This window comes from Bradyrhizobium tunisiense (assembly GCF_042263385.1).
GTDB lineage: Bacteria > Pseudomonadota > Alphaproteobacteria > Rhizobiales > Xanthobacteraceae > Bradyrhizobium > Bradyrhizobium tunisiense.
In genome coordinates this window covers 376488-397021 of record NZ_JBHLEV010000003.1, presented here as the reverse complement: position 1 = coordinate 397021, position 20534 = coordinate 376488, and the positions used below count along the sequence as shown (strand labels likewise).

Below are 20534 nucleotides of genomic sequence, written 5' to 3'. Positions count from 1 at the left end.
GGCGGCCGGGAAACGCGGCTGCCCATTTGGCTGGCAGTAGATGGCACACCGAATGGGGGGCGCGTCAACTGCGACCGTGTGTATGCAAACGGTCTTCTGGCTGTCTGTTGGGCAAAACCAGCGTCCCGCAGCCCATCCGTTCGGCAATCCAGCATCAAAACATGCTGGATTGCACGCTGCAGTGCGAAAAATTTGTTCGTCGGATCAGACGAAGTATCGAGGCGAATTCTACGCGACGGACATGTCGAGCGGCGGCTCAACGTGATCCGGCAGCGGACAGACATAGGGCGTCTTGGCCGTCCGCATCTTGAGGTCGGCCTTGGCTGCCTTGATCAGCTCCGGATCCGTCAGCGCCTTGATGCCGAGACCAGCCATCGCCTTGGCCGCCTGTACCATGGCCTTGTGGGCATGTGGGCTCTTGCCCTGCGCCACCACCTGCCAGGTGTGGAAGGGCGTGCCGATTGCAACCGTGGGGGCGTGAACCTGCACCGTCGGCACCACCCAGCTGACGTCGCCGACGTCGGTCGAGCCGACCAGCGGGTTGCGTTTGGCATCCAGTGGCACCAGGAAGTCGGCCAGCGGCCGATCGGTCGGCTCCATGCCGATCGCGTAATAGACCGACGCGATATCCTTGTCGCTCAACGTCGCGCGGATCTGGCCGGCAAAGCTCTTGTCCGCATCGTCGAAATGCGGCGGTCCGAGCTCTTCCATGACCCGGTGCAGGGCCTGCTCCAGCGGCGCGTTCGGCAGGATGTTCGAGACCGCGGAGATGATCTTCATCTCCACCTTGGTCTCGGTCATCAGCGCAGCGCCCTCTGCGATCTTGCTCACGCGTCCGACCAGCTCGTTCATGCCGGGAAGATCACGGGCGCGGATCGAATAGCGCACCCGCGCATGGGCCTGGACCACGTTGGGGGCAATGCCGCCGGTGTCGAGCAGCGCGTAATGCACGCGCGCATCGCTCGGCATATGCTCGCGCATGTAGTTCACGCCGACATTCATCAACTCGACCGCATCGAGCGCGGAACGGCCGAGATGCGGTGAGGCCGCGGCATGCGAGGTTCGGCCGGTGAAGATGAAGTCCGCGCGCGTGTTGGCGAGCGAGGGCGTCACCGCGACCTCCCAGAAGCTGTGCGGATGCCAGGTGATGGCGATGTCGGCATCTTCGAACGCACCCGAGCGCACCATGAAGGCCTTTGCCGCACCGCCTTCTTCCGCCGGGCAGCCGTAATAGCGCACGCGACCGGGCACCTTGTTCTCGGCGAGCCAATCCTTCATCGCGGTCGCGGCGAGCAGTGCGGCGGAACCGAGCAGATTGTGACCGCAGCCATGGCCGTGTCCGCCGGTCTCGACCGGGCGATGCTCGGCGACGCCTGCCTCCTGGCTGAGGCCGGGCAGCGCGTCGTATTCCCCCATGAAGGCGATGACCGGACCGCCCTCGCCCCATTCGCCCATCACCGCGGTCGGTATGCCGGCAACGTTCTCCGTAATGCGAAAACCCTGATGACGCAGCTCGGCGAGATGCTCGGCGGCGGACCGCGCCTCGGTGTAGCACACCTCGGGCATGCCCCAGACCTTGTCGCTGAGGTCGATGAAACGCCCCTTGATCGTGTCGATGCCACGCCAGATGTCGCTGCGGTTATCCATGCTTCGTTCCGTGATCCCTGGTCAAACGAAGCGGCAATGGTTAGCAGCTTCATCGCACGGCGCCTAGCAGCGGCGAGGACATCAGCCATGCGGTTGAGGCCGGAATGAGCGGCCGCCTGCCTCCTGTGCACGTCAGTTCCTGCGCATTGCGAAGATTTCAGACGGCCTGCTCCGGAATAGTTGGGAACGAGGCTTTCAAGACGGCCTCCCCCAGCATAAATTATACCTGCTTCGCGCGTCGCTCCGCTCGCATGGCGGAGCGATGCACTCAGCCAGGAGAACTCCATGCCCGCCCTGACCGAATGGAGAGTGCCGCCGGCCAATCAGCCGCGGACGAGCGACTACGGTTTCGATCTCGACCGCGCGCTCGCATCCGTCGTCGGCCTGCACGCCATCGTCCCGCCGGACGCCTTCAGCGCCGAGACGCTGGGCACCGAACGCGCCGGCAACGGCGTCGTGATTGACGACGGCCTGGTCCTCACCATCGGCTATCTCATCACTGAGGCAGAGTCGGTCTGGTTGCACCGGGCCGACGGACGCGTGGTGGAGGGGCATGCGCTCGGCTTCGATTCCGAGACCGGGTTCGGGCTTGTACAGGCGCTCGGCCAGCTCGACATCGAGCCGCTGCCGCTCGGCTCATCGGCGGCAACCCGGATCGGCGACCGCGTCGTGGTCGGCGGCGCCGGCGGCCGCACGCGGTCGGTTGCGAGCCAGATCGTGGCCAAGCAGGAATTCGCCGGCTACTGGGAATATCTGCTGGACGAAGCCGTCTTCACCTATCCCGCGCATCCGAACTGGGGCGGCACCGCGCTGCTCAACGAGCACGGCGAGTTGATCGGCATCGGCTCGCTTCAGCTCGATCGCGAACGCGACGGCAAGGCCGAGCACGTCAACATGGTCGTGCCGATCGACCTGTTGAAGCCGGTCCTGGACGATCTCCGCAGATTCGGTCGCGTCAACAAGCCGGCGCGACCGTGGCTCGGGCTCTACTCGACCGAGATCGACAACCGCGTGGTGGTGATCGGGATCTCCACCAACGGTCCGGCGGCGCGCGCCGAGCTCAAGACCGACGACATCATCCTCGCCGTCGATGGCGACAAGGTCACGAGCCAGACCGCCTTCTACAAGAAGTTGTGGTCGCTCGGCAGCGCCGGCGTCGACGTGCCGCTGACCGTGCACCACCAAGGCGTCACCTTCGACGTCACGGTGACCTCGACCGACCGCTTCAAGCTGCTGAAGGCGCCGAAGCTGCATTGAGTCTACGCTGAAGGGATCCACGATGACCGAGGCCGTTGTGGACGACATCGTGGCCGTGCTGCCGCCGCTGCTCAACGCGCTGGAAGCGCTTGGATTTTTCCAAAGGCAATTGCATCCGCCGGCCTTTGCCTCCGTCATGAACGCAATCGGCGCGCCGGACGAGGCACTGCGAGCCGCACGCACTGCGATCGGAGATTGGCCGGAGCAGTTCGCCGGCCTGCGCGAGCGACTGGATCGGGCCTGCGATGAGACGCTCGCCGCCTTTGCCGGCATCCGCGAGGTCGAGCGCGGCAATGGCGATCTCGTCGCGGTCTTCCGCGCGCTGCGCCACCTGCCGCGCGCACAGGAGGCGCTCTATCCGCTGGCGCCGCAGTTTCCGCCGGTGAGCAGCTTCTTTCTCAACCTTGCCAATCGCGAAAATGCGGACCTGTTGTCGCGGCTGGAAGTCGGTGCAGGCGAGCAGGCAGGCATCTTCCACGATCACAACGAGCCCGGCAGCCGCGGCGGCTTCTCGGTCTATGTGCCCGAATACTACACGCCAGGTCGCGCCATGCCGCTGGTGATGGCGCTGCATGGCGGCAGCGGCAACGGACGCGGCTTTCTGTGGAGCTGGCTGCGCGATGCCCGCAGCCTCGGCGCGATCCTGGTGGCGCCGACCGCGACCGGCCCGACCTGGGCGCTGATGGGTGATGATGCCGACACGCCCAATCTCATGCGTATCCTCGAGACCGTGCGCAGCCGCTGGGCCGTCGACGCCTCGCGCATGTTGCTGACCGGCATGAGCGACGGCGGCACCTTCTGTTACGTCAGCGGGCTCGACGGCGCCTCGCCCTTCACCCATCTCGCGCCGGTGTCCGCAACCTTCCATCCGCTGATGGCGGAGATGGCCGACGCCACGCGCCTGCAGGGGCTGCCTGTCTTCATCACCCACGGCAAGCTGGACTGGATGTTTCCCGTGCAGACCGCGCGCCAGACGCAGGCGGCGCTCGCAGCGGCCGGCGTTAATGTCAGCTATCGCGAGATCGACGACCTCAGCCACACCTATCCGCGGGAGATCAATGCGGAGCTGATGCAGTGGCTGAATGCGGGATGAACAACTCCTCCTTATCGGCGCCGCACTGCCGGGGAACCATCATATCGCGCCGACGTTATTGCCGGTCACCGGAGGTTACCATGCGGACTTTTTTCGGAATGATCCTAGGCGCGCTGCTGCTTGCGGGCGGCGTCTACGTCTATGATTCCATGCAGACGTCATCGGTCGCCAAGGGCGAGGTGGCGGCCGCCAACCGCACCATCGTGAACTGGGACGTGGCAAAGGCGGATTGGGATGCGCTGCGCGATCGCGCGCACAAGGACTGGGTCCGGATCTCGTCGAAGTAACGAGGCCGTATCATGAATGAGGCGCCGTCGCGGATCCGCGGCGGCGCCTTTGCGTTGGCTACGACCAACGCTGCGCGTCAGTTCATCTTGGCCTTGCGGGCATCGGCGATGACCTGCTCGAACTCGGTCATGCTGAGCACGCCGGGGACGCGGTACTTGCCGACGATGAAGGATGGGGTGCCGCTGAAACCGAAGGCTTCGGCCTGTTCGTTGTTGCGCTTGAGCAGGGCGTCGATGTCGCTGCCACGGCCGGCAAGATCGCGTTTCAGGCGATCCATGTCGACGCCGGCGGCCGCGAGGAGCTCGTTGATGCGCGGCTCGGTCAGGCGTGAGCTGACGCCTATCAAGGCGTCATGGGCCGGGTGGTACTTGTCCTGGAATTTCGCAGCGAGCGCGCTCCTCGCGGCCGTGACCGAGACCGGCCCGAGGATCGGCCAGTCTTTCATCACCAACCGCACCTTGCCGTCGTCCTGGACGACCTGGCGCAGCTCGGGCTCGAGCTTGCGGCAATAGGGGCAATTGTAGTCGGACCATTCGACGATGGTGATGTTACCATTCGGATTGCCGGCGACCGGCGTATCAGGGTCGCGCAGCACCTTGGCTTCGGTCAGCACCTCGTCATTTTCGGCGGCTGCCCGTGCCGAGGTGATGCGGCCTACCGCCAGGACGGCCGCCCCGATCAGTGTCAGCGCCGCGCGCCGCGTCGGCACCAGGCCCTTATTCCCAGATTCAGCCATATCTCGTCCCGTTTCGGTCCCATCTTTCGCAAATACGGTTCGGGACCGGGAGTTGTTACCGTTCATATAGAGTGTCGCGGGCACGATGTCATCGCGTGCTAGGCGCGGGGCACCATCGCCATCAGCGTCCCGGTCATGGTGGCGATCAGCGCGGTCTTGCCCTCGTGCTCGGCAAAGGCCTTGGCCTCGCAGAAGGTCAGCGTGCGGCCGGGCTTGACCACCTCGGCCTTGAAGACGAAGCGTTCGCCGCGGGCGGGCGCAAGCAGCGTGGTCTTGAACTCGACGGTGAGGATATCCGCCTCTGATGGCATCAGGGTGAATGCGGCAACACCGCAGGCATTATCCAGGCCTGCCGTGATGATGCCGGCATGGACGAACCCGTTCTGTTGCGTGAAGGCCGGCGAATGCAGCATTGCCAATTCGACCTCGCCCGGCGCAAGGCGGACGATCACGATGCCGAGCGTGCGCATCGCCGGTTGACCGTCGAACAAGGCAATGGCAGCCGCGCGATACCCCGGATTCTTCGGCTCGAACGCGGCCATGGCCTACACCCCAACCACTTCGGCAAGGTGCCGCAACGCAATTTCGCGGATGGCATCGACGAACGGTGTGGAGCTGCGCTGGCTGCGATCCATGTGCAAGCCGGCAATATCGCTTTGCCACGGATAGACCGTGCCGCGATAGGGCGCCTCTCGCTCCATCGCAATTCCTCCCGCTCTGTTCTGCCCTTTGGCGGCTTCTTGATACGGTAGCGTATCAGGGCGCCGCCGCGCTAGCAATACGGCACCGTATCAAGAATTGGCGAGGCTTCCTTCATGAGCGACGGCAAGGGCGATGTCTGGGTCGAGGCGGGGTTTGCCGAGCTCGCCCGCTCGGGGGTCGAGGGTGTCAGGGTCGAGGTGCTCGCCAAGAGGCTTGGCGTCACCAAGGGCGGCTTCTACCGCCGCTTCGCCGACCGCGCCGCGCTGCTCGATGCCATGCTGCAACGCTGGCGCGAGGGGCGCGCAGCCTCGATTGCACAACAGACTCGCCTCGACGGCCAGGAGCCCCGCGAACGGCTGAAGGCGGTAATCCAGCTCTATTCGGAGCGGCTCAACCCGGAAGCCATGGCGATCGAGCTCGCGATCCGGCAATGGGCTCGTTCGGACGAGAACGCTGCGGCCGCGGTGGCAGGCGTGGATGCCGCGCGGCTCAAGCACGTCGCCGAACTCTATCGCGCGACCGGGCTTGCAGCCGAGGAGGCCGAGGCGCAGGCCTTCCTGTTCTACTGCTTCATCTTCGGCCAGAGCCTCTTGTTCGTCGAGCGCGGCCCGCGAAAGCGGGCGCAACTGGTGGCGAAGTCGGCTGAAAAGCTGCTCGACTAGGCGATTGGCTTGCGAGAAATGGCCGGAGCTCGACTCCGGCCATCGCATTGTCGCGTTGGACCCCAGCTCAGGCGGCGCCCTTCAGCTTCTTGGTGCATTCGCTGTAATAGCCGCCGCCCTTCTGGATCCACTTCAAGCCGCCATTGGCGTTGGTGGTCTTGTTGGCGTTGTACTGGTCGACGCAGGTGTGCAGGCGGGCCTTGCCGGCGGTCTCCTTGGCATATTTCGGATCGACCGCGTTCGGATAGATCGCCGGACCAGCCGGCAGCGCCGGTGCGGCGGCGGGCGCGGCCTCCTTCTTCGCCTGCTTCGGCTCGGCGGGAGCCGCGGGCGCGGCCGGAGCCGCCGCGGCAGGCGCAGCCGCAGGCGTTGCGTCGGCACCGCACTGAGCTTTGCGGAAATCATTCCACTTCATGGTGCCGAGCGAGCCGTCCTTCTTGGCCGCCTGATATTTCGCGCTGCATTCCTGCGATGTCAGCGCCTGCGCCGGCGCGCTCGCCATGAATGCGACAACGCCCGACGCTGCGATCACACACAACAGTTTCGATTGAACGGTCATCCCTGGTTCTCCTCCTTGGCCTTCCTCGACGGAAGTGAAACGAACATTGCTATCCTAGCGTGCCGGCCGCTTGCGACAAGGATGCGATGCATTAGGCCGGCAAAATATAGTGATCGAGTTGTTCTCATCATTCATGTCGCGTTCAGCAACGCGAGCCGACGTTCGCAGCCCTTCGTAATTCTCGCAAGCAGAGTGCAACACATGACCTTCACGTCCCGCCTCGCCGCCGTCGCTCTCGCCTCCCTCCTCGCCAGCGGCGCCGCCTTCGCGCAGACCGCCGCGCCGGCAACCAAGCCCGATGCAGCCGCCATTGCCGACAGGAAGGCGCCGAAGGAACGCTCGGCGGAATCGCTCGAATGCTCCAGGCAGGCGGACGCCAAGGGATTGAAGGGCAAGGAGCGCAAGAAATTCCGCCGCGAGTGCAAGAAGCAGGCGAGGGCCGGCACCGCGGCGCCTGCCGCGCCCGCCGCCCCTGCCGCGCCTGCCGCGCCTGCCGCCGACAAGAAGTAAGTCACGCGCGATCCTCCACGAACATCAGGGCGAGGCGCGCGCATTGCGGCATGACGAGCCTGCAATTGTGCGCCTCTCGCCGATTTGCAATAAGGCGGCGTGAAGCAGATCACCGCCTCCCTGCCGTTCAAATGGCCGAGCCGCGCCAGTATCTTGAGCGCGGCGGAGACGCTCGTCATCGGCACCGCCGGCGGCCTGGTGTTTCTGTTTGCCGGCCTTCCCGGCGGGCTGATCTCGGGTTCGATGATCGCGGTCGCCATCGCCGCAATCGCCGGCCGCCAATTGTCGCTGCCACCGCTGCTGACCCAGACCGTGCTGGTGCTGCTCGGCATTTCGCTGGGCTCGGTGGTCTCGCGCCATCTGCTTCAGCAGGTCGGCGCCTATCCCCTCACCATCGGCCTGCTTGCGCTCGCAACCTTCTGCTCGACCTTCGGCTCGAGCTATTACCTCCAACGTATCCATGGCTGGGACCGCACCTCGGCCTTCCTTGCCGGCAGCCCCGGCGCGCTGTCGCAGATCACGATCCTGGCGGTCGAGCGCGGCGCCGACCTGCCGGGCATCGCGGTGGTGCAGACCATGCGCGTCATCATCCTCACCGCGGCACTGCCGGTGGTGCTCGCGCTCGCAGGCGTGGCCCCCTCTGCCGCGCCGTCGCCGATGGCGACGACGATTGCCTCGCCGCTCGACATCGTGGAGCTGGTCGCGGCCTCGCTGGCCCTGGCGCTTCTGCTGCGGCTGATCAGGTTTCCGGCGAGCTGGATGTTCGGCGCCATGATCGCCTCCAGCGTGCTGCATGGCGCCGGCTGGATCGAGGGTGGCCTGCCGGACTGGGGCCGCGGCGCGGCTCTGGTCGGGATCGGCGCGCTGATCGGCAGCCGTTTCGCGCGGATGCGGATCAAGACGCTCGCCGGCCACATCAACGCGGCGCTGGGCTCGTTTACCGTGGCGATCGCCGTCTCCGCCATTTTCGTCGGCATCGTCGCACTCACCACGCAGGTCAAATTCTCCGACGTCGTCGTCGCCTTCGCGCCCGGGGCGATGGACGCCATGCTGGCCCTGGCGCTGACGTTGCACATCGACCCGATCTTCGTCGGCGCCCATCATCTGTCGCGCTTCGTGTTCGTGACGATCGCGACGCCGGGGATCGTGCATCTGTTCGGACGCACCCAGGACGACGTGGACGATTAGCAGAGCGCCACTCTCGTCGGGCGCGCGAAGAGCGCGCCTTTGACCCTAGGGCACCTACGGCAGCTAGGCACGCTTCGCCGTCGCCACGAATCCCCATGCGGCGATCGCGGCCATCGCGAGCGAGATCAGCACGTTGAAGCCGGCGAGCGAGAGGCCGAGGAAGCGCCACTGCACCTCGTCGCAGCGCACCACCTTCACGGTGTCGAGCCTCGAAAAAAGATCGCCGGCATTGCCGAGGTTGACGACGGGACCGGAGCAATCGGTCGGCCCCTTCCAGAACCCCCATTCGACGCCGGAATGGTAGGCGCCGAGACCGGCATTGGCGAGCGTCGCCAGCGCGAGGATGGCGAGCCCCGCCAGCAGCAACGGCCGCGGCGCGCCGCTTCGCGCCGCAATCGCCGTGAGCGCACCGAGCGGAATCGCGAGATAATAGGCGTAGCGCTGCTCGAGGCAGAGCGGACAGGGCAAGATCTCCAGCACGAGCTGGAAGAACCAGGCGCCCGCGATGGTCGCGGCCGCGATCAGCGTGACGAGCAGCGAGGCCGCCAGCGCGGCGCCGCCGGCGGCCGGCTTGAACGCAGGTATCGCGGCACTCTGGATCGTCACGGCAGCCTCTTTCCGGTGGGTCGCGCCCCCAAGCCTCTAACTCCGGTCCATGCGGCTGTCGAGAACGCTGGGCATCACTTTGGCGCGGGTTGACCCCGCTTTGTCCATGGCTATAGTCCGCCGGCTTCGCGACGCTCCCTTCAAGGGCCGACCGAGGGCCCCTGTGGCGGAACTGGTAGACGCGCTCGACTCAAAATCGAGTTCCGCAAGGAGTGCTGGTTCGATTCCGGCCAGGGGCACCACGCTTCGCCCTTTGGGTTTCGCGTGGCGCGGCCATGCCAGACCGAAGACACCCCGCTACGAAGACACGCCCCTACAGCCTCGCGGCGCATGACGCCCGAGTCCTGTGCTTCTCTTGACGCCCCTTCCTTGGAAAGGGCGCAGGGAAGGCCGGGCGCCGGCTGGCACCCGCGGTCCGCTGTGCGCAAATTGCGCGAAGATAGATGCACAGCGGCATACAGGGCAGCCTGGACATCCCGGCCTTTCCCTGCGCAGTGGTTTGACGGCTTATGGCGTGCTCTCCCCGGGGAGCGATGCACTATTGCCCCCGTCGCCTTGCGGATGACTGATGCGCACGCCCGGTCGGGCAGCGACATCACCGCAAGCCTTGACGCACAGACCCCGGGCGTCAGGACGACACGCTTTTGCCGTACGCGGACCGCACCGGTCGTGTGCGCGCTGCTCAACCGCTCACGGGCAAAGCCCGCCCTGCGATTGCTGGCGCGCCGATGCGCTCCACGTCCACCGCCACCCCGCCCGCGTATCGTGACGATCGCGAAACGCCCCTTATCCATGGGCCGGGATGGCGACGCATATACGATATTTCCGAATTTCGGTCAACCAGAATCTTTTGGACCAACCTCCGGTCCCGCGTGGCCGGCCCGGCAGACATCCCACGCTGTCGTTCGGAGTCCGCTCAGCTGCGCCGGCGAGCGCTGGTTGGTCGCCGTGTCGGTGCTGCTGTTCCGAGCGTGGCTGCGAGCAAATCGGCGAGGCCGCGCCCGGCGCTGCCGTCTGCATCCAGGTGCGGATTGTAGATGGTGATCTCGAGGCCGACCGCCTTGCCGCTCGCCAGGGCAACGCGGAGCGCGGTCGACAACTCGTGCCACGACAACCCGCCCGGCACGCGAAAATCGACAGCCGGCATGACGGCGTCGTCGAGACAGTCGGCGTCGAGATGGATGAAGAAGCCGTCCAGTTCGGCTCGCGTCAGGTGATCGACCGCCTCGCACGCAGCGGCCGCGATACCCCTTGCGCGCACTGCGGGGAGGTCCAGCGCCTTGAGCACTTCGGGAAGCGGCTGACTTCCGTACTCCTCCTGATCCCGGTGATCGCGATACGCGAACGCGACAGCATCTTCAGGGCGGACCAGAGGGCCGCGACCCTCGATGTCGGTCAGGAGCGGCGGACTGTGGCCAGTCACGAGGGCAAGGTCCATCGAAGCGCCCTCACCATTGGGCTCCGCCTCGGGCTGGAAGAAATCGGCGTGGCCGTCGATAAAGAACAGGCCGTAGCGGCCGCGCCGTCGTAACGCGAGCATCGCGCCCAACAGGATCGTGCAATCGCCGCCCAGCACCACCGGAAACTCGCCCATGTCGAGCACCGCTTCCACCGCATCGGCGAGCTCGGGTGACCATGCTGCAATGGCCCTGGCGTTCAATATGCCGGTCTCGGGATCGGGCGCCGGGTCCTTCGGCGGCACCGCCAGCCGCGCGGCGCGTCGCGCGCCGATGCGCTCCGCAAGCCCAAGGTCCAGGAGTTGCTCGGGCAAGCGCTCCACACCGTCGGTCGCCAGGCCCAGCGTGGAAGGAGCTTCGATGATGGCGTAGGGAATGGTCGACAGGGGCGCCTCCCGCTCGCAACTATTTCGCTGAATAGGTCACGGCCTCGATCTTGTGACCGTCCGGATCGCGGACGAACGCCCCATAGTAGTTGGGATCGTAATTCGGCCGCAGCCCCGGAGCGCCATCGTCGCTGCCGCCGTGCTTCAGTGCTGCTGCGTAAAATCGATCGACCATCGAACGGTTCTCGACGGCGAAGGCGATATGCGAGCCGTTGCCGACGGTCGCAGGCTGTCCGTCGATCGGTACTTGAACGCTGAAGTGAAACGTGCCGCTTCCATACCCCAGTCCACCCTCGTCCTCGGCCATCGGAACAATGCCGAGGATGGGCAAGACGGCATCGTAGAAGCGCTTCGAGCGTTCGACATCATTCGTGCCGACCGAGACATGGTGAATCAAGACCACCTCCCCGTTCCAATGTCGTTCGTAACGGTCGCTTGCGATCGTTGTTCCGTCCGAACCCGCGTGTTCTACCCGGCGCGAACAGATGGAATGCCGGGGAACCCCTTCCGCAAAGGGCGCTTTATGTACAAAGGAAGCGAACATGGACACACGCGTCAGACATCGCAGGGTTCAGATCGGATCGGTGGACACTTTTTACCGCGAAGCAGGACCAGAACGCGCGCCCGTCGTTCTCCTGCCGCACGGCTATCCCTGCTCATCCTACGAATTCCGCAATCTGATGCCGAGACTGGCCGACAAATGGCGACTGATCGCTCCTGACTATCCCGCGTTCGGCTATAGCGGGACACCCGATGACTTCGACTATGGCTTCGACGGCTATGCCAGCTGGCTCGACCAGTTCGTGACGGAGCTGAAGATCGAGCGCTTCGTGATCTACCTTCATGATTTCGGCTCACCGGTCGGAGCCAGGTTGGCGATCATGCGGCCCGAGAGGGTGGTGGCCCAGATCATTCAGAACGGTGACATCCCTTACGAAGATGCGCTGGGCCCGAAATATGCCGACATCGAGAAGTCCTGGTCGCTGCCCGATGAGGAATTGCGTGCCGCGATGCGGGCGGCTGTCACTGAGGAAAATTTCCGCGACGAATTCCTCAACGACGTCCGTTCAGATCTGGCGGGCCTCATCGCACCGGACCTCTGGCAATTGCACTGGTCGTTGATGACCGAGCGGCGAAAGAACGCCGCGGCCGACGTTCTGTTCGACCTCAAGGCGAACCGCCAATGGTTTCCCGAGCACCGCCGCTATCTTCAGCAGCACAAGCCGCCGACATTGATCGTGTGGGGGCCGCAAGATCATTACATGCCCGAACAGTCTGCGCGAGCCTATCTGCGTGACCTGCCGGATGCCGAGCTGCACCTCCTGGATGGCGGCCATTGGCTGCTTGAAACCAACCTCGATGAGGTCGTCTCGCTGACGCGGTCATTCCTGGAACGGATCGGATCCTGACGGGCAACGGCAGCCATGCCGCTCGCCGGCACCCGCGGCCAACTTCCTTCATCCCGCATGGCGTTCGACTTCGCCCGGATATTCCCTATATCGTGCGGCAATGATTGTTGGTGCAGCGGGACAGCTTCGATGGCCAGGAGACGCACGACGGAAGCCGACACCGACGACCTTCCCCGCTATTTCGTCTGGGTGCGGGGCCTCGAAGGCCCCGAGCCGCAGAAATGGACGGCGATGGATTTCGGCGTCGGCGATTGGAAGCGGCCGCTCGTGCTGGCCTATCTGGAGCTGCCGCAAGACGAACGGCGTCTGCCGCTGTCGGTGCTGGCCCGGCGCTATCCGCCGCCGCGGGGTGATCTTTCCTGAGCCGGGCTGGGGTGCGCGCTCCTAACGTCGAGTCCGCAAAGCAAAGCGGAAGTTACCCCGCGTGATCGTGATCGGCGACTTATGACCCCAAGCGGACATGTTGAGTGCAATTTTTGACTTGAAGCGGACATTTTGGTTGGCCAACTTGGCCTGAAGACCTTGCCCCCCAGTCCGACCTTCGTACAGAATGGGGGAGAGGATTGCGTTTCGCCACAGCGGCAGATAGGTGGTGCTCGGTTCAGATAGCTAGATACCGAACACTACGACAGCTACGACGACCGACCGCAATCCTGATTTTTCGCCAGAGCAATTTCGTATTTGAAGTGACAACGTCATTGCGACGCTCTTGACGGCTCTGCTCCTCCCGGCGCTGAGGTGTTGATCATGTTGAAAAATCGCCTTGTTCTGATCTTGGTGACTACTGTGATTTCGCATTCCGCAAACGCACAAAATGGTGCTGGGGAAGCGGCTATACGCGCCATTGTTGCAGAGCAAGTGTCCGCATGGAACGACGGCGATGGATCCCGCTTTTGCCAATCGGCGGCACTGGACATCTCGGCGTTCAATACATCGGGAACTGATATGTCTGGCAAAGAGGTTTTCTGCCAACGACAGGTTCAAATCTTGGCGGGCATCTTCAAAGGAACGACAAAAAAACAAGACATTCGACGGCTTCGTTTCATCACGGGCGACGTAGCCATCGTGGATATCGATAACGAGATACACGGCCTCAAGGACACACCCAGCGGCGCTGCTCTATCAGGTGATGGCGTAAGCAGAACGCAGCTTATGGAAGTTTTTGTGCGGCGAGATGGTCACTGGTTAATGGAAGCGTTTTACAACATCGATGTTAAGCCTCCGAAGTAGAGGCAGAGATCGAAGGCTACATAGGGCGGATAGCGCTGGGACATTGGCGACTCAAGTCCGCTTCTGGCCCAACTCGGACGTTCGATGAGCTGCCACAACGGCCCGGTATCTGGGGCAGAGCAGACCTCATAAGCCGCGAGTGCAGCGCGAACGACGAGGACGCGCGCTCGCCCAGGCGCAACCAACCCTCCACGCCTGACCCCGGACTGAGTTATCGCCGCCCCCATGATTATGGGTGTCCCCTCATCCCCGGTCCGGCTAAACTTGCTCTTGCACCGCGGGGGACACGCGGGTCGCGGGGCCATGATCATGACCGAACAGGGCGAGACGGGTGACACCATCACCATCCTCCTCGTCGAGGACGACGCGCCGACCTGCTGGCGGCTGCAGGATGCGCTGGTGAAGGCCGGCTACGAGGTGCGCAGCGCCGGCACGCTTGGTGAAGCCCGGTCTGCGCTTGCCGGCGGCGCGCCGCGCGTGCTGCTGACCGATCTGCGGCTGCCCGACGGCCACGGCATCGAGCTGATTCGCGAAACGCGACAGCGCTTTCCCGACACCGAGATCATGGTGATCTCGGCGCTGGGGGACGAGGAGAGCGTGATCTCCGCGATCACGGTCGGCGCCACCGGTTATCTGCTCAAGGACGCCTTCCCAACCGACATCGCCACCACCGTGCGCGATCTCGTCGCCGGCCATTCGCCGATCTCGGCCTCGATCGCGCGCTTCATCGTGCGCAGGACGCAAGGTGCGGCGCAGAGCTCGGCAGAGCCGCCGCCCGGCCCCGCGCTGAACACGGCGAGGCTGACGCCGCGCGAGATCGACATCCTCTGGGGCATCGCCAAAGGCTTCAGCTATGCCGAGATCGCCAGCCATCTCGGCCTGTCCAAGCAGACCGTGCCCGGCCACATCAAGAACATCTATCGCAAGCTCGAGGTGCACACGCGCAGCGAAGCGGTGTTCGAGGCGGTGCAGCAAGGCCTGATCAAGCTGTGAGCGAGATCGCGGCCAAGGCGTCCTCGAAGGCACCTGCAAAGGCACCCACGCGACCGCGGCGCCGACTGATCACCTCGCGCCTCGTGCCCTATCTGCTGCTGCAGGCCCTGATCGTGATCGCCACCGTTCTGGGGCTGCGGCTGCTGCAGCCGAGCGATCCCGACGATTTCGCGCTAAGCGGGTTTTCGCTGCGGGAAGAGGGCGTGACGCTGCCCGTGACGCTGCCGCATTTCACGGCGTCGCGCCATTCGCTGGCCGATCCGCCGCTCTACACCGGCGCCTTCACGTTCCGTAGCGGCGACGCGGCGTCGGGATGGTCGGTGTACCTGCCGCGCTTCAGCAACGCGGTGGAGGTCGCCGTCGGCGGCGTCGTCGTGCTCGACTCCCGGCGCGATGCCAATGCCAACCGGCCCGACCGCAACACGCCGCAGATCGCAGCGATCCCCGCATCGCTGTTGCGCGAGGGCAGCAACGAGATCACGGTGCGGCTGTTCGTATGGGGACCGCTCAAGGGCTTTCTCGACACGGTCTATGTCGGACCGGACGCGGCCTTGCGCCCGGCCTATGAGACGCGCACGCTGCTGTTCGTCACGCTCCCTGTGGTGTTCTCGGCCTGGCAGTCGATCCTGGCCGTCATCCTCGCGATCATGTGGCTGATGCGGCGCCATGAGCCGGTCTACGGCGTGCTGGCTGCCGCGATGGTGCTCGGCGTGGTGCAGGCCTTCGCGCCGCCGCCGGTGCCGCCGGCCGCCGTGTCCCGGCTGGCCGCAGTGCTACTGGCGTCCGCGCCGACCGAGAGCGCGCTGATCGTCATGTTCGCCGTGCTGTTCTTCGGCTGGCGCTGGCCGCGCTACGCCATGCTGCTGTTCGTGCCTGGAATCGTCGTGTTCGTGGTCGGGCTGATCGGGGGCCCGCCGCTGCCGCGCATCCTCTTTCTGGTGCTCGGCATCCCCACCGTCGGGCTCTGCCTGGTCCTGATGGCCTGCGTCACGGCAACCGCGGTGGTGCGGCGGCAGGACGCGGCGAGCTTCACGATCGGCTGTGCCGTGACCATCGTGCTGGTCTGCTGGATCCAGGACATGCTCACCGTGCTCGAGATCGTGAGCAACGATCGCATCTTCGTCTCGCGCCTGTCCTATTCGGCGATGCTGGTCGCGATCGGCGCCGGGTTGACCTGGCGCTTTGCCCGCGCGTTGAACCAGGTCGACAGCTTTGCCGGCCAGCTCGTGACGCGGGTGCGCGAGGCCGAAGAGCGGCTGAAGGCGAGCTTTGCCCGCGAGGAGGAGCGCGCGCGCGCCGCCGCACTCGCCAACGAGCGCACGCGCCTGATGCGCGACCTGCATGACGGCCTCGGCGGCCAGCTCGTCAGCATCGTCGCGCTGTCCGAGCGCGGCCATGAGGGCGCGACCATCACCGACGCCGCCCGTGCCGCGCTGAAGGATCTGCGTCTCGTCATCGATTCCATGGACGACATCGGCGGCGACCTGATGCTCGCCCTCGGCTCCTGGCGCGAACGCGCGAGCGCGCAATTGCGGCCGCACGACATCACGCTCGACTGGCGCGTGGCGACGCCGCAGGGCCTGCCGCTGCATCCCGAGCTCAGGCCCTGGCATGTCATCCAGATCGTGCGCATCCTCGACGAGGCCGTGACCAATGCGGTGAAGCACGCAGAGGCTCGCCGCATCGCGGTCACCATCGACACGCTCGACGGGGACCAGGGGCCATACGGCGTGATCAGCGTGACCGACGACGGCCATGGTTTCGCGCCGGGCGGCCATGGCGAGGCCGCCAGCGCGGGCCAAACCGCGCGCGGCTTGCGCAACATGAGAAGCCGCGCCGCGCGCTGCGGTGCGGTGCTCGATCTGAGCTCCGATGCGTCCGGCACGCGCGTGCGGCTGCAATTGCCGCAGCGCTTTCCCGACAGCGACGCGGCCGCGGGCTGAAAGGCCCCCTCTCCGAACGTGTGGGGCACGCGGAGAGAGGGAACGGGCCGGATGATTTGCCTGCGGAGGACGGGGGGCGTTCGTCCGCAAGGCCCTGGCCCGAAGCGATGCAATCAATTCAATCGAATGGAAACATCAGCGCACGCCGACGCGATTGACCGGGCCGCCGCGGTTCATCGGCGTTCCCGCCCGCACGCCGACACCGGGCGCACCGACGCCGGGGGTTGCGACCGCGGCCCTCGCGACCGGGGCTCCGACCACCACCGCAGTCGGCCGCACCACGCAGCCCTTGGGCACGCCGACGGTCTTGCAATAGACCACCGCCTGCGCCGGGCTCGTGCCCAGCGACACCATCGCCGCGCCGGCCAGCGCCATGGCCGTCAACCCCGCGCTCAGCGTTCCAGCTTTCTTCGACATCCTTCGCTCTCCTGCTTCCGTTCGGCGTTCCGATGCAATCACCGGATTTCGCAGCCGAGGTGCAGCCTGAATGGCAAAAGTCGGCGCGCGGATACATGCCATGAAGATGGGGGATGCCGTGACCGCACGGCGGCGCCGATGCCATGAACATGGCATGGACCCGTGAGCGGCCTTCGCGGAATGGTCCGGGCCGATTGATCCCGGTCGGGACCAACGCCGATCCAAAGAGGTGCTTCATGAAGATTTCAGTTCTTGCCGCGCTGCTGCTGACTGCCGCCGTCCTGCCCGCTGCCGCGCAATCCGGTCCATCGGTCCAGGAGCAAATGGCCTGCCGCGGTGATGCCGGAAAGTTCTGCGCCGAACATGTCGGCAAGCCGCCGCAGATGAACGCCTGTCTGCGCGAGAACAAGTCGAAGCTCTCGGACTCCTGCCGCAAGGTCGTCGAATCGCGCGGCGGCTGATCCGTTGTTCTGCCTTGAAGAAAGGAGAGGGCGGCGTATTGCCGCCCTCTCGATATGATGCAGAAGCCGCGCTTTGGAGAGCGCCGAGCGCACGCCTCGTCCTTCGCGACGGCGCTAACGCCTGAATAAGGCTGATCTTCGTCGGCCCGTTGAAGCTGCTGCCGCTAGGCCGAGATTAGACTGACCTGCGCCAGGGAATGAGCATGGAGACCCGTTGCTTGTACTGCCGGTACTCGTCACCGAAGAGAGCGACGAGGTCGCGCTCCTCCAGCGCGATGCCGACGAAGATGTAGAGCGTGGTGACGGCCGCGAACAGCAGATGACCCGCGGTCATGGTCGGCGCCGCCCAGAACGCGATGATGAATCCGAGATAGATCGGATGGCGCACGAACTTGTAGAGCAGCGGCGTCTTGAAGCGCGGCGGCGTCATCTCCTTCCCGGCCAGGTGGTTGGTCACCTGATGCAATCCGAACAATTCGAAATGATTGATGATGAAGGTCGAGGTGAACACCACCACCCAGCCGGCGAAGGACAGCGTGACCAGTGTCACCGCAAGATCCGGATTCTCGACGTTCCATACCACCGACGGCAAGGGACGCCACTGCCAGAACAGGAGCAGCAATGACAGGCTCGCCGCCAGCACATAGGTGCTTCGCTCGACCGGCTTGGGGACGAACTGCGTCCACCACGCCTTGAACCGCTGGCGCGCCATCACGCTGTGCTGAATGGCGAACAGCGACATCAAGAGCAGATTGACGATGACGGCTTCAACCGGCGGAGTCTGCGTTCCTGTGTCGATGGTCTTGGGTACCATCACCCCCATGACGAAGCCGATGGCATAGAGAATGGTGACGAAGAACACGAGATAAGCCGCAATTCCGTACAGAAAGGCGGCGACCTTGAAAATACGTGAGCCCGCAATCGCTGGGCCGATCGAATGAATCTGATCAATCTGAGACATGGAAAACTCCGTTGTGCCAAAGCGCCGGCACTTCGTTGGTCACCACACCATGCATCCCGGACGGGCCCGGAGCTTTCGCGAACGATTGATTTTCGCCTGAGGCGACTTTGATTTTTGCTTGAGACGACGAAAACGTGCGTTTTCGCGTTGAAAACGACGTGCGCGACGGCGTTTCTGCGGGAACTCACCTGCGGCAGGGCCGCCGTGCCGCTTGCGGCAGCAAGTGTTCGATCGCCTGCTCTATCTCGTCGCGCAACGCGCGCGTGTGGTCAGCAAGGGTGACCTGATCGGCCGGATCTGGAGCAATCGAGTCGTCTCGAATTCCGCGCTGAACAGCGGGATCAATGCCGCGCGCAAGACCCAGCGGCCGGTCAAGGCGATCGCCGTGCACGCCTTCGAGAACATGAGTGGCGATGCCGCACAGGATTATTTCGGCTATGGGATCAGCGAGGACGTCGTGCGCTTGCGGCGCAAATGGACGATGACGTCGAGCCGCGCGATCTCGTGCCCGGGAAGCGCCTCGGGGATCTTGGTGAAGGCGAGGCCGTCGGCGACGTCGACCAGCATATCCTCGCCTTCGAGATAGAAGTGCGGATGCACCGACGTGTCGGTGTCGAAGAACGACTTGATGCCGTCGGCCGCGATCCGGCGGAGCAGGCCCGCCTCGGTGAACTGGTTCAGCGTGTTGTAGACGGTCGCGAGCGACAGAAACGCGTTCGCCGCCATCGCCTCTTCATAGAGGCTCTCAGCGGTGACATGACGATGGCCGCCCAGGAACAGCAATTGACCGAGCGCGAGGCGCTGACGCGTCGGGCGCAGGCCGGCATTGCCCAGCAATTGCAGGCAATGCTGCACGCCCGCGTCCGGCGGGTGCTCATGGCCGGCGACATCAGGTCCGCACTCGTGATCCACGGCAACAGTCGCGGCTTGGATGTCCATCGATCGTCTCACGGCTGAAGGGAGCTGGACACGCAGTTCCGGATCCAGCCAGTTGCCATTCGATCGCAAAAGCGGCAACCCGGCTTTGATCCGGATCAAATCCGAACGCCGTCTCTGACCTATCGCAAGGCAGCCCGGTTCATTCCCGGTCAGAAGTGACTGATATCGACGAGGTTCAGATGTCCAGGCCGGTTCCCGACAAGGCAGAGGTCGCGCTCGAATATCCCGACAAATTCTATGTCGGCACCTTCGAGCATTCATCGCGGTTCGAGGCGCGGCTCGACGGCAGCGGTGTCGCGCTGGTGCTGCAACATCCCGGCGCGGCCGACGAGCGAAAATCGGTGCACCTCCACCTCAATTTCGGCCTCCTCGCCGGCATCCTCCGTGAGCTCGCCGTCAGCGTCGCCGCCCTCCCCAAGGACGACATCGCACACCGCGAGCAGCTCGCGGATGCGCTCGACGAATTGCGCCAGGCGCTGCGGAGCTCCTGAAGGCTACTTGGCTTTCGCCTGGATCGGCCTCGGGGCCGGCAGCGCCGCCCATTCCCTGTCGGCACGGGGGCCGTTGAGATCGCCGGTCAGGCCGACGAGCTGGCCGGGCAGCACATCGAGGGTCTGCTGCCAGGTCTGGGTCTGGCAAAGGAACTTGATGAGGCAACCCTTGAGCTTGAGGCGGTCCGGAGATTCGCGCCAGATCGACACCGAATAGGACTTGCCGTCCTCGGCGTTGTAGATATCGCCGACGAAGCGCCCCTCGGGCGTCGCCTGCAGGCCCATGATGAGCTGGTGGCCGAGGAGTACGCGGGCGCGCTTGTCGGGATCGGGATTCTGGCTGTCGCGGTAAGGCTGGCCGCGCTTGTCGACCGGCTCCTTCATCCAGACGATGAAGCCGCAGAGACGGTCGCGCGAGGGGCCGCAGCGCTCGAGGCGAATGCGGGCGCGGCCGTCCTCGACCAGCCAGGTGCCGCTCGGATCTGCCGGTGTGGTGGCGCCGGCGCGGCCGCCAAACGCCAGCATCGCGATCGTGATCGCGATACGCAGCACGAAGCGAAAGAGAATGTTCATCGGCAGCACCTTTCGTTGAATGGATC

Annotated in this window: 25 protein-coding genes and 1 tRNA gene; 14 read left to right on the top strand and 12 right to left on the bottom strand. The window is 64.9% G+C overall.

The window, feature by feature from the left end:
* Positions 1-228: 228 nt before the first annotated feature.
* Positions 229-1647: a M20 family metallopeptidase gene (locus ACFDR6_RS15130; protein ID WP_317242169.1), complete on the bottom strand. Its 1419-nt coding sequence runs from the start codon at positions 1645-1647 to the stop codon at positions 229-231.
* A gap of 285 nt (positions 1648-1932) precedes the next feature.
* Between ACFDR6_RS15130 and ACFDR6_RS15125 the strand changes: the two genes are divergently transcribed.
* The 3 genes from ACFDR6_RS15125 (at position 1933) to ACFDR6_RS15115 (ending at position 4284) form a co-directional block, all read left to right on the top strand.
* Complete coding sequence (locus ACFDR6_RS15125) at positions 1933-2904, top strand: S1C family serine protease (protein ID WP_317242168.1); 972 nt, start codon at positions 1933-1935, stop codon at positions 2902-2904.
* 22 nt (positions 2905-2926) lie between these two features.
* Entirely contained in the window at positions 2927-3997 is a 1071-nt protein-coding gene (locus ACFDR6_RS15120; RefSeq protein ID WP_375858753.1) for a carboxylesterase family protein, read from the top strand.
* An 80-nt stretch (positions 3998-4077) separates the two neighbouring features.
* Complete coding sequence (locus tag ACFDR6_RS15115) at positions 4078-4284, top strand: hypothetical protein (RefSeq protein ID WP_212079760.1); 207 nt, start codon at positions 4078-4080, stop codon at positions 4282-4284.
* A gap of 77 nt (positions 4285-4361) precedes the next feature.
* Here the strand turns inward: ACFDR6_RS15115 and ACFDR6_RS15110 are convergent, their stop codons facing one another.
* From ACFDR6_RS15110 to ACFDR6_RS15100, 3 genes are all read right to left on the bottom strand, one after another.
* Positions 4362-5021 (bottom strand): DsbA family protein, encoded by a 660-nt coding sequence (locus ACFDR6_RS15110; RefSeq protein ID WP_375858752.1) that lies wholly within the window; start codon positions 5019-5021, stop codon positions 4362-4364.
* A gap of 98 nt (positions 5022-5119) precedes the next feature.
* Positions 5120-5563, bottom strand: a complete 444-nt coding sequence (locus ACFDR6_RS15105; protein ID WP_212079758.1) for a PaaI family thioesterase — start codon at positions 5561-5563, stop codon at positions 5120-5122.
* Between the two features lie 3 nt (positions 5564-5566).
* Positions 5567-5722, bottom strand: coding sequence for a hypothetical protein (locus ACFDR6_RS15100; protein ID WP_317242165.1), 156 nt, complete (start codon positions 5720-5722; stop codon positions 5567-5569).
* Between the two features lie 114 nt (positions 5723-5836).
* On the opposite strand from ACFDR6_RS15100, the gene ACFDR6_RS15095 reads away from it, so the two are divergent.
* Positions 5837-6385, top strand: a complete 549-nt coding sequence (locus ACFDR6_RS15095) for a TetR/AcrR family transcriptional regulator (RefSeq protein ID WP_375858751.1) — start codon at positions 5837-5839, stop codon at positions 6383-6385.
* A 67-nt stretch (positions 6386-6452) separates the two neighbouring features.
* Here the strand turns inward: ACFDR6_RS15095 and ACFDR6_RS15090 are convergent, their stop codons facing one another.
* A complete protein-coding gene (locus ACFDR6_RS15090; RefSeq protein WP_212079755.1) occupies positions 6453-6944 on the bottom strand; it encodes a hypothetical protein in 492 nt (163 codons plus the stop codon).
* Positions 6945-7145: 201 nt separating this feature from the next.
* Here ACFDR6_RS15090 and ACFDR6_RS15085 point away from each other — a divergent pair, with 201 nt between their 5' ends.
* Entirely contained in the window at positions 7146-7454 is a 309-nt protein-coding gene (locus ACFDR6_RS15085; protein ID WP_317242163.1) for a PsiF family protein, read from the top strand.
* Positions 7455-7553: 99 nt separating this feature from the next.
* Positions 7554-8642, top strand: coding sequence for an AbrB family transcriptional regulator (locus ACFDR6_RS15080; RefSeq protein ID WP_375858750.1), 1089 nt, complete (start codon positions 7554-7556; stop codon positions 8640-8642).
* Positions 8643-8705: 63 nt separating this feature from the next.
* On the opposite strand, the gene ACFDR6_RS15075 is transcribed toward ACFDR6_RS15080, so the two are convergent.
* Complete coding sequence (locus tag ACFDR6_RS15075; RefSeq protein ID WP_212079752.1) at positions 8706-9248, bottom strand: disulfide bond formation protein B; 543 nt, start codon at positions 9246-9248, stop codon at positions 8706-8708.
* Positions 9249-9405: 157 nt separating this feature from the next.
* Between ACFDR6_RS15075 and ACFDR6_RS15070 the strand changes: the two genes are divergently transcribed.
* Positions 9406-9490: transfer RNA gene (locus ACFDR6_RS15070), tRNA-Leu, on the top strand.
* 674 nt (positions 9491-10164) lie between these two features.
* Here the strand turns inward: ACFDR6_RS15070 and ACFDR6_RS15065 are convergent.
* Complete coding sequence (locus ACFDR6_RS15065; RefSeq protein WP_375859119.1) at positions 10165-11091, bottom strand: arginase family protein; 927 nt, start codon at positions 11089-11091, stop codon at positions 10165-10167.
* Between the two features lie 19 nt (positions 11092-11110).
* Positions 11111-11635, bottom strand: coding sequence for a VOC family protein (locus ACFDR6_RS15060; RefSeq protein WP_375858749.1), 525 nt, complete (start codon positions 11633-11635; stop codon positions 11111-11113).
* Between ACFDR6_RS15060 and ACFDR6_RS15055 the strand changes: the two genes are divergently transcribed.
* From ACFDR6_RS15055 to ACFDR6_RS15035, 5 genes are all read left to right on the top strand, one after another.
* Positions 11634-12500, top strand: coding sequence for an alpha/beta fold hydrolase (locus tag ACFDR6_RS15055; protein ID WP_375858748.1), 867 nt, complete (start codon positions 11634-11636; stop codon positions 12498-12500). The two genes, ACFDR6_RS15060 and ACFDR6_RS15055, sit on opposite strands and share 2 nt — an antisense overlap.
* Positions 12501-12629: 129 nt before the next feature.
* Positions 12630-12863 carry a hypothetical protein gene (locus ACFDR6_RS15050; protein WP_375858747.1) on the top strand — a complete coding sequence of 78 codons (234 nt, stop codon included), beginning with the start codon at positions 12630-12632 and terminating at the stop codon, positions 12861-12863.
* Between the two features lie 384 nt (positions 12864-13247).
* Positions 13248-13730, top strand: a complete 483-nt coding sequence (locus ACFDR6_RS15045) for an SgcJ/EcaC family oxidoreductase (RefSeq protein ID WP_375858746.1) — start codon at positions 13248-13250, stop codon at positions 13728-13730.
* 309 nt (positions 13731-14039) lie between these two features.
* Complete coding sequence (locus ACFDR6_RS15040; RefSeq protein WP_212080762.1) at positions 14040-14723, top strand: response regulator; 684 nt, start codon at positions 14040-14042, stop codon at positions 14721-14723.
* On the top strand, positions 14720-16666 hold the full coding sequence (locus tag ACFDR6_RS15035; protein ID WP_375858745.1) for a sensor histidine kinase: 1947 nt from the start codon (positions 14720-14722) through the stop codon (positions 16664-16666). The genes ACFDR6_RS15040 and ACFDR6_RS15035 overlap by 4 nt, the downstream gene beginning before the upstream one ends.
* Positions 16667-16801: 135 nt before the next feature.
* Here ACFDR6_RS15035 and ACFDR6_RS15030 read toward each other — a convergent pair whose 3' ends face one another.
* Positions 16802-17083 carry a hypothetical protein gene (locus tag ACFDR6_RS15030; protein ID WP_212079746.1) on the bottom strand — a complete coding sequence of 94 codons (282 nt, stop codon included), beginning with the start codon at positions 17081-17083 and terminating at the stop codon, positions 16802-16804.
* Positions 17084-17319: 236 nt separating this feature from the next.
* Between ACFDR6_RS15030 and ACFDR6_RS15025 the strand changes: the two genes are divergently transcribed.
* Complete coding sequence (locus ACFDR6_RS15025) at positions 17320-17544, top strand: cysteine rich repeat-containing protein (protein WP_375858744.1); 225 nt, start codon at positions 17320-17322, stop codon at positions 17542-17544.
* A gap of 175 nt (positions 17545-17719) precedes the next feature.
* Here the strand turns inward: ACFDR6_RS15025 and mddA are convergent, their stop codons facing one another.
* Both mddA and irr read right to left on the bottom strand, forming a co-directional pair.
* Positions 17720-18505, bottom strand: coding sequence for a methanethiol S-methyltransferase (mddA, locus tag ACFDR6_RS15020; protein ID WP_375858743.1), 786 nt, complete (start codon positions 18503-18505; stop codon positions 17720-17722).
* Between the two features lie 435 nt (positions 18506-18940).
* Positions 18941-19444 carry a Fur family transcriptional regulator Irr gene (irr, locus tag ACFDR6_RS15015; RefSeq protein ID WP_375858742.1) on the bottom strand — a complete coding sequence of 168 codons (504 nt, stop codon included), beginning with the start codon at positions 19442-19444 and terminating at the stop codon, positions 18941-18943.
* Positions 19445-19623: 179 nt separating this feature from the next.
* On the opposite strand from irr, the gene ACFDR6_RS15010 reads away from it, so the two are divergent.
* Complete coding sequence (locus ACFDR6_RS15010; RefSeq protein WP_212079743.1) at positions 19624-19935, top strand: hypothetical protein; 312 nt, start codon at positions 19624-19626, stop codon at positions 19933-19935.
* Between the two features lie 3 nt (positions 19936-19938).
* On the opposite strand, the gene ACFDR6_RS15005 is transcribed toward ACFDR6_RS15010, so the two are convergent.
* The gene (locus ACFDR6_RS15005) at positions 19939-20508 is read right to left on the bottom strand and encodes a DUF2147 domain-containing protein (RefSeq protein ID WP_375858741.1); all 570 of its coding nucleotides are present in this window, start codon (positions 20506-20508) and stop codon (positions 19939-19941) included.
* Positions 20509-20534: the final 26 nt, after the last annotated feature.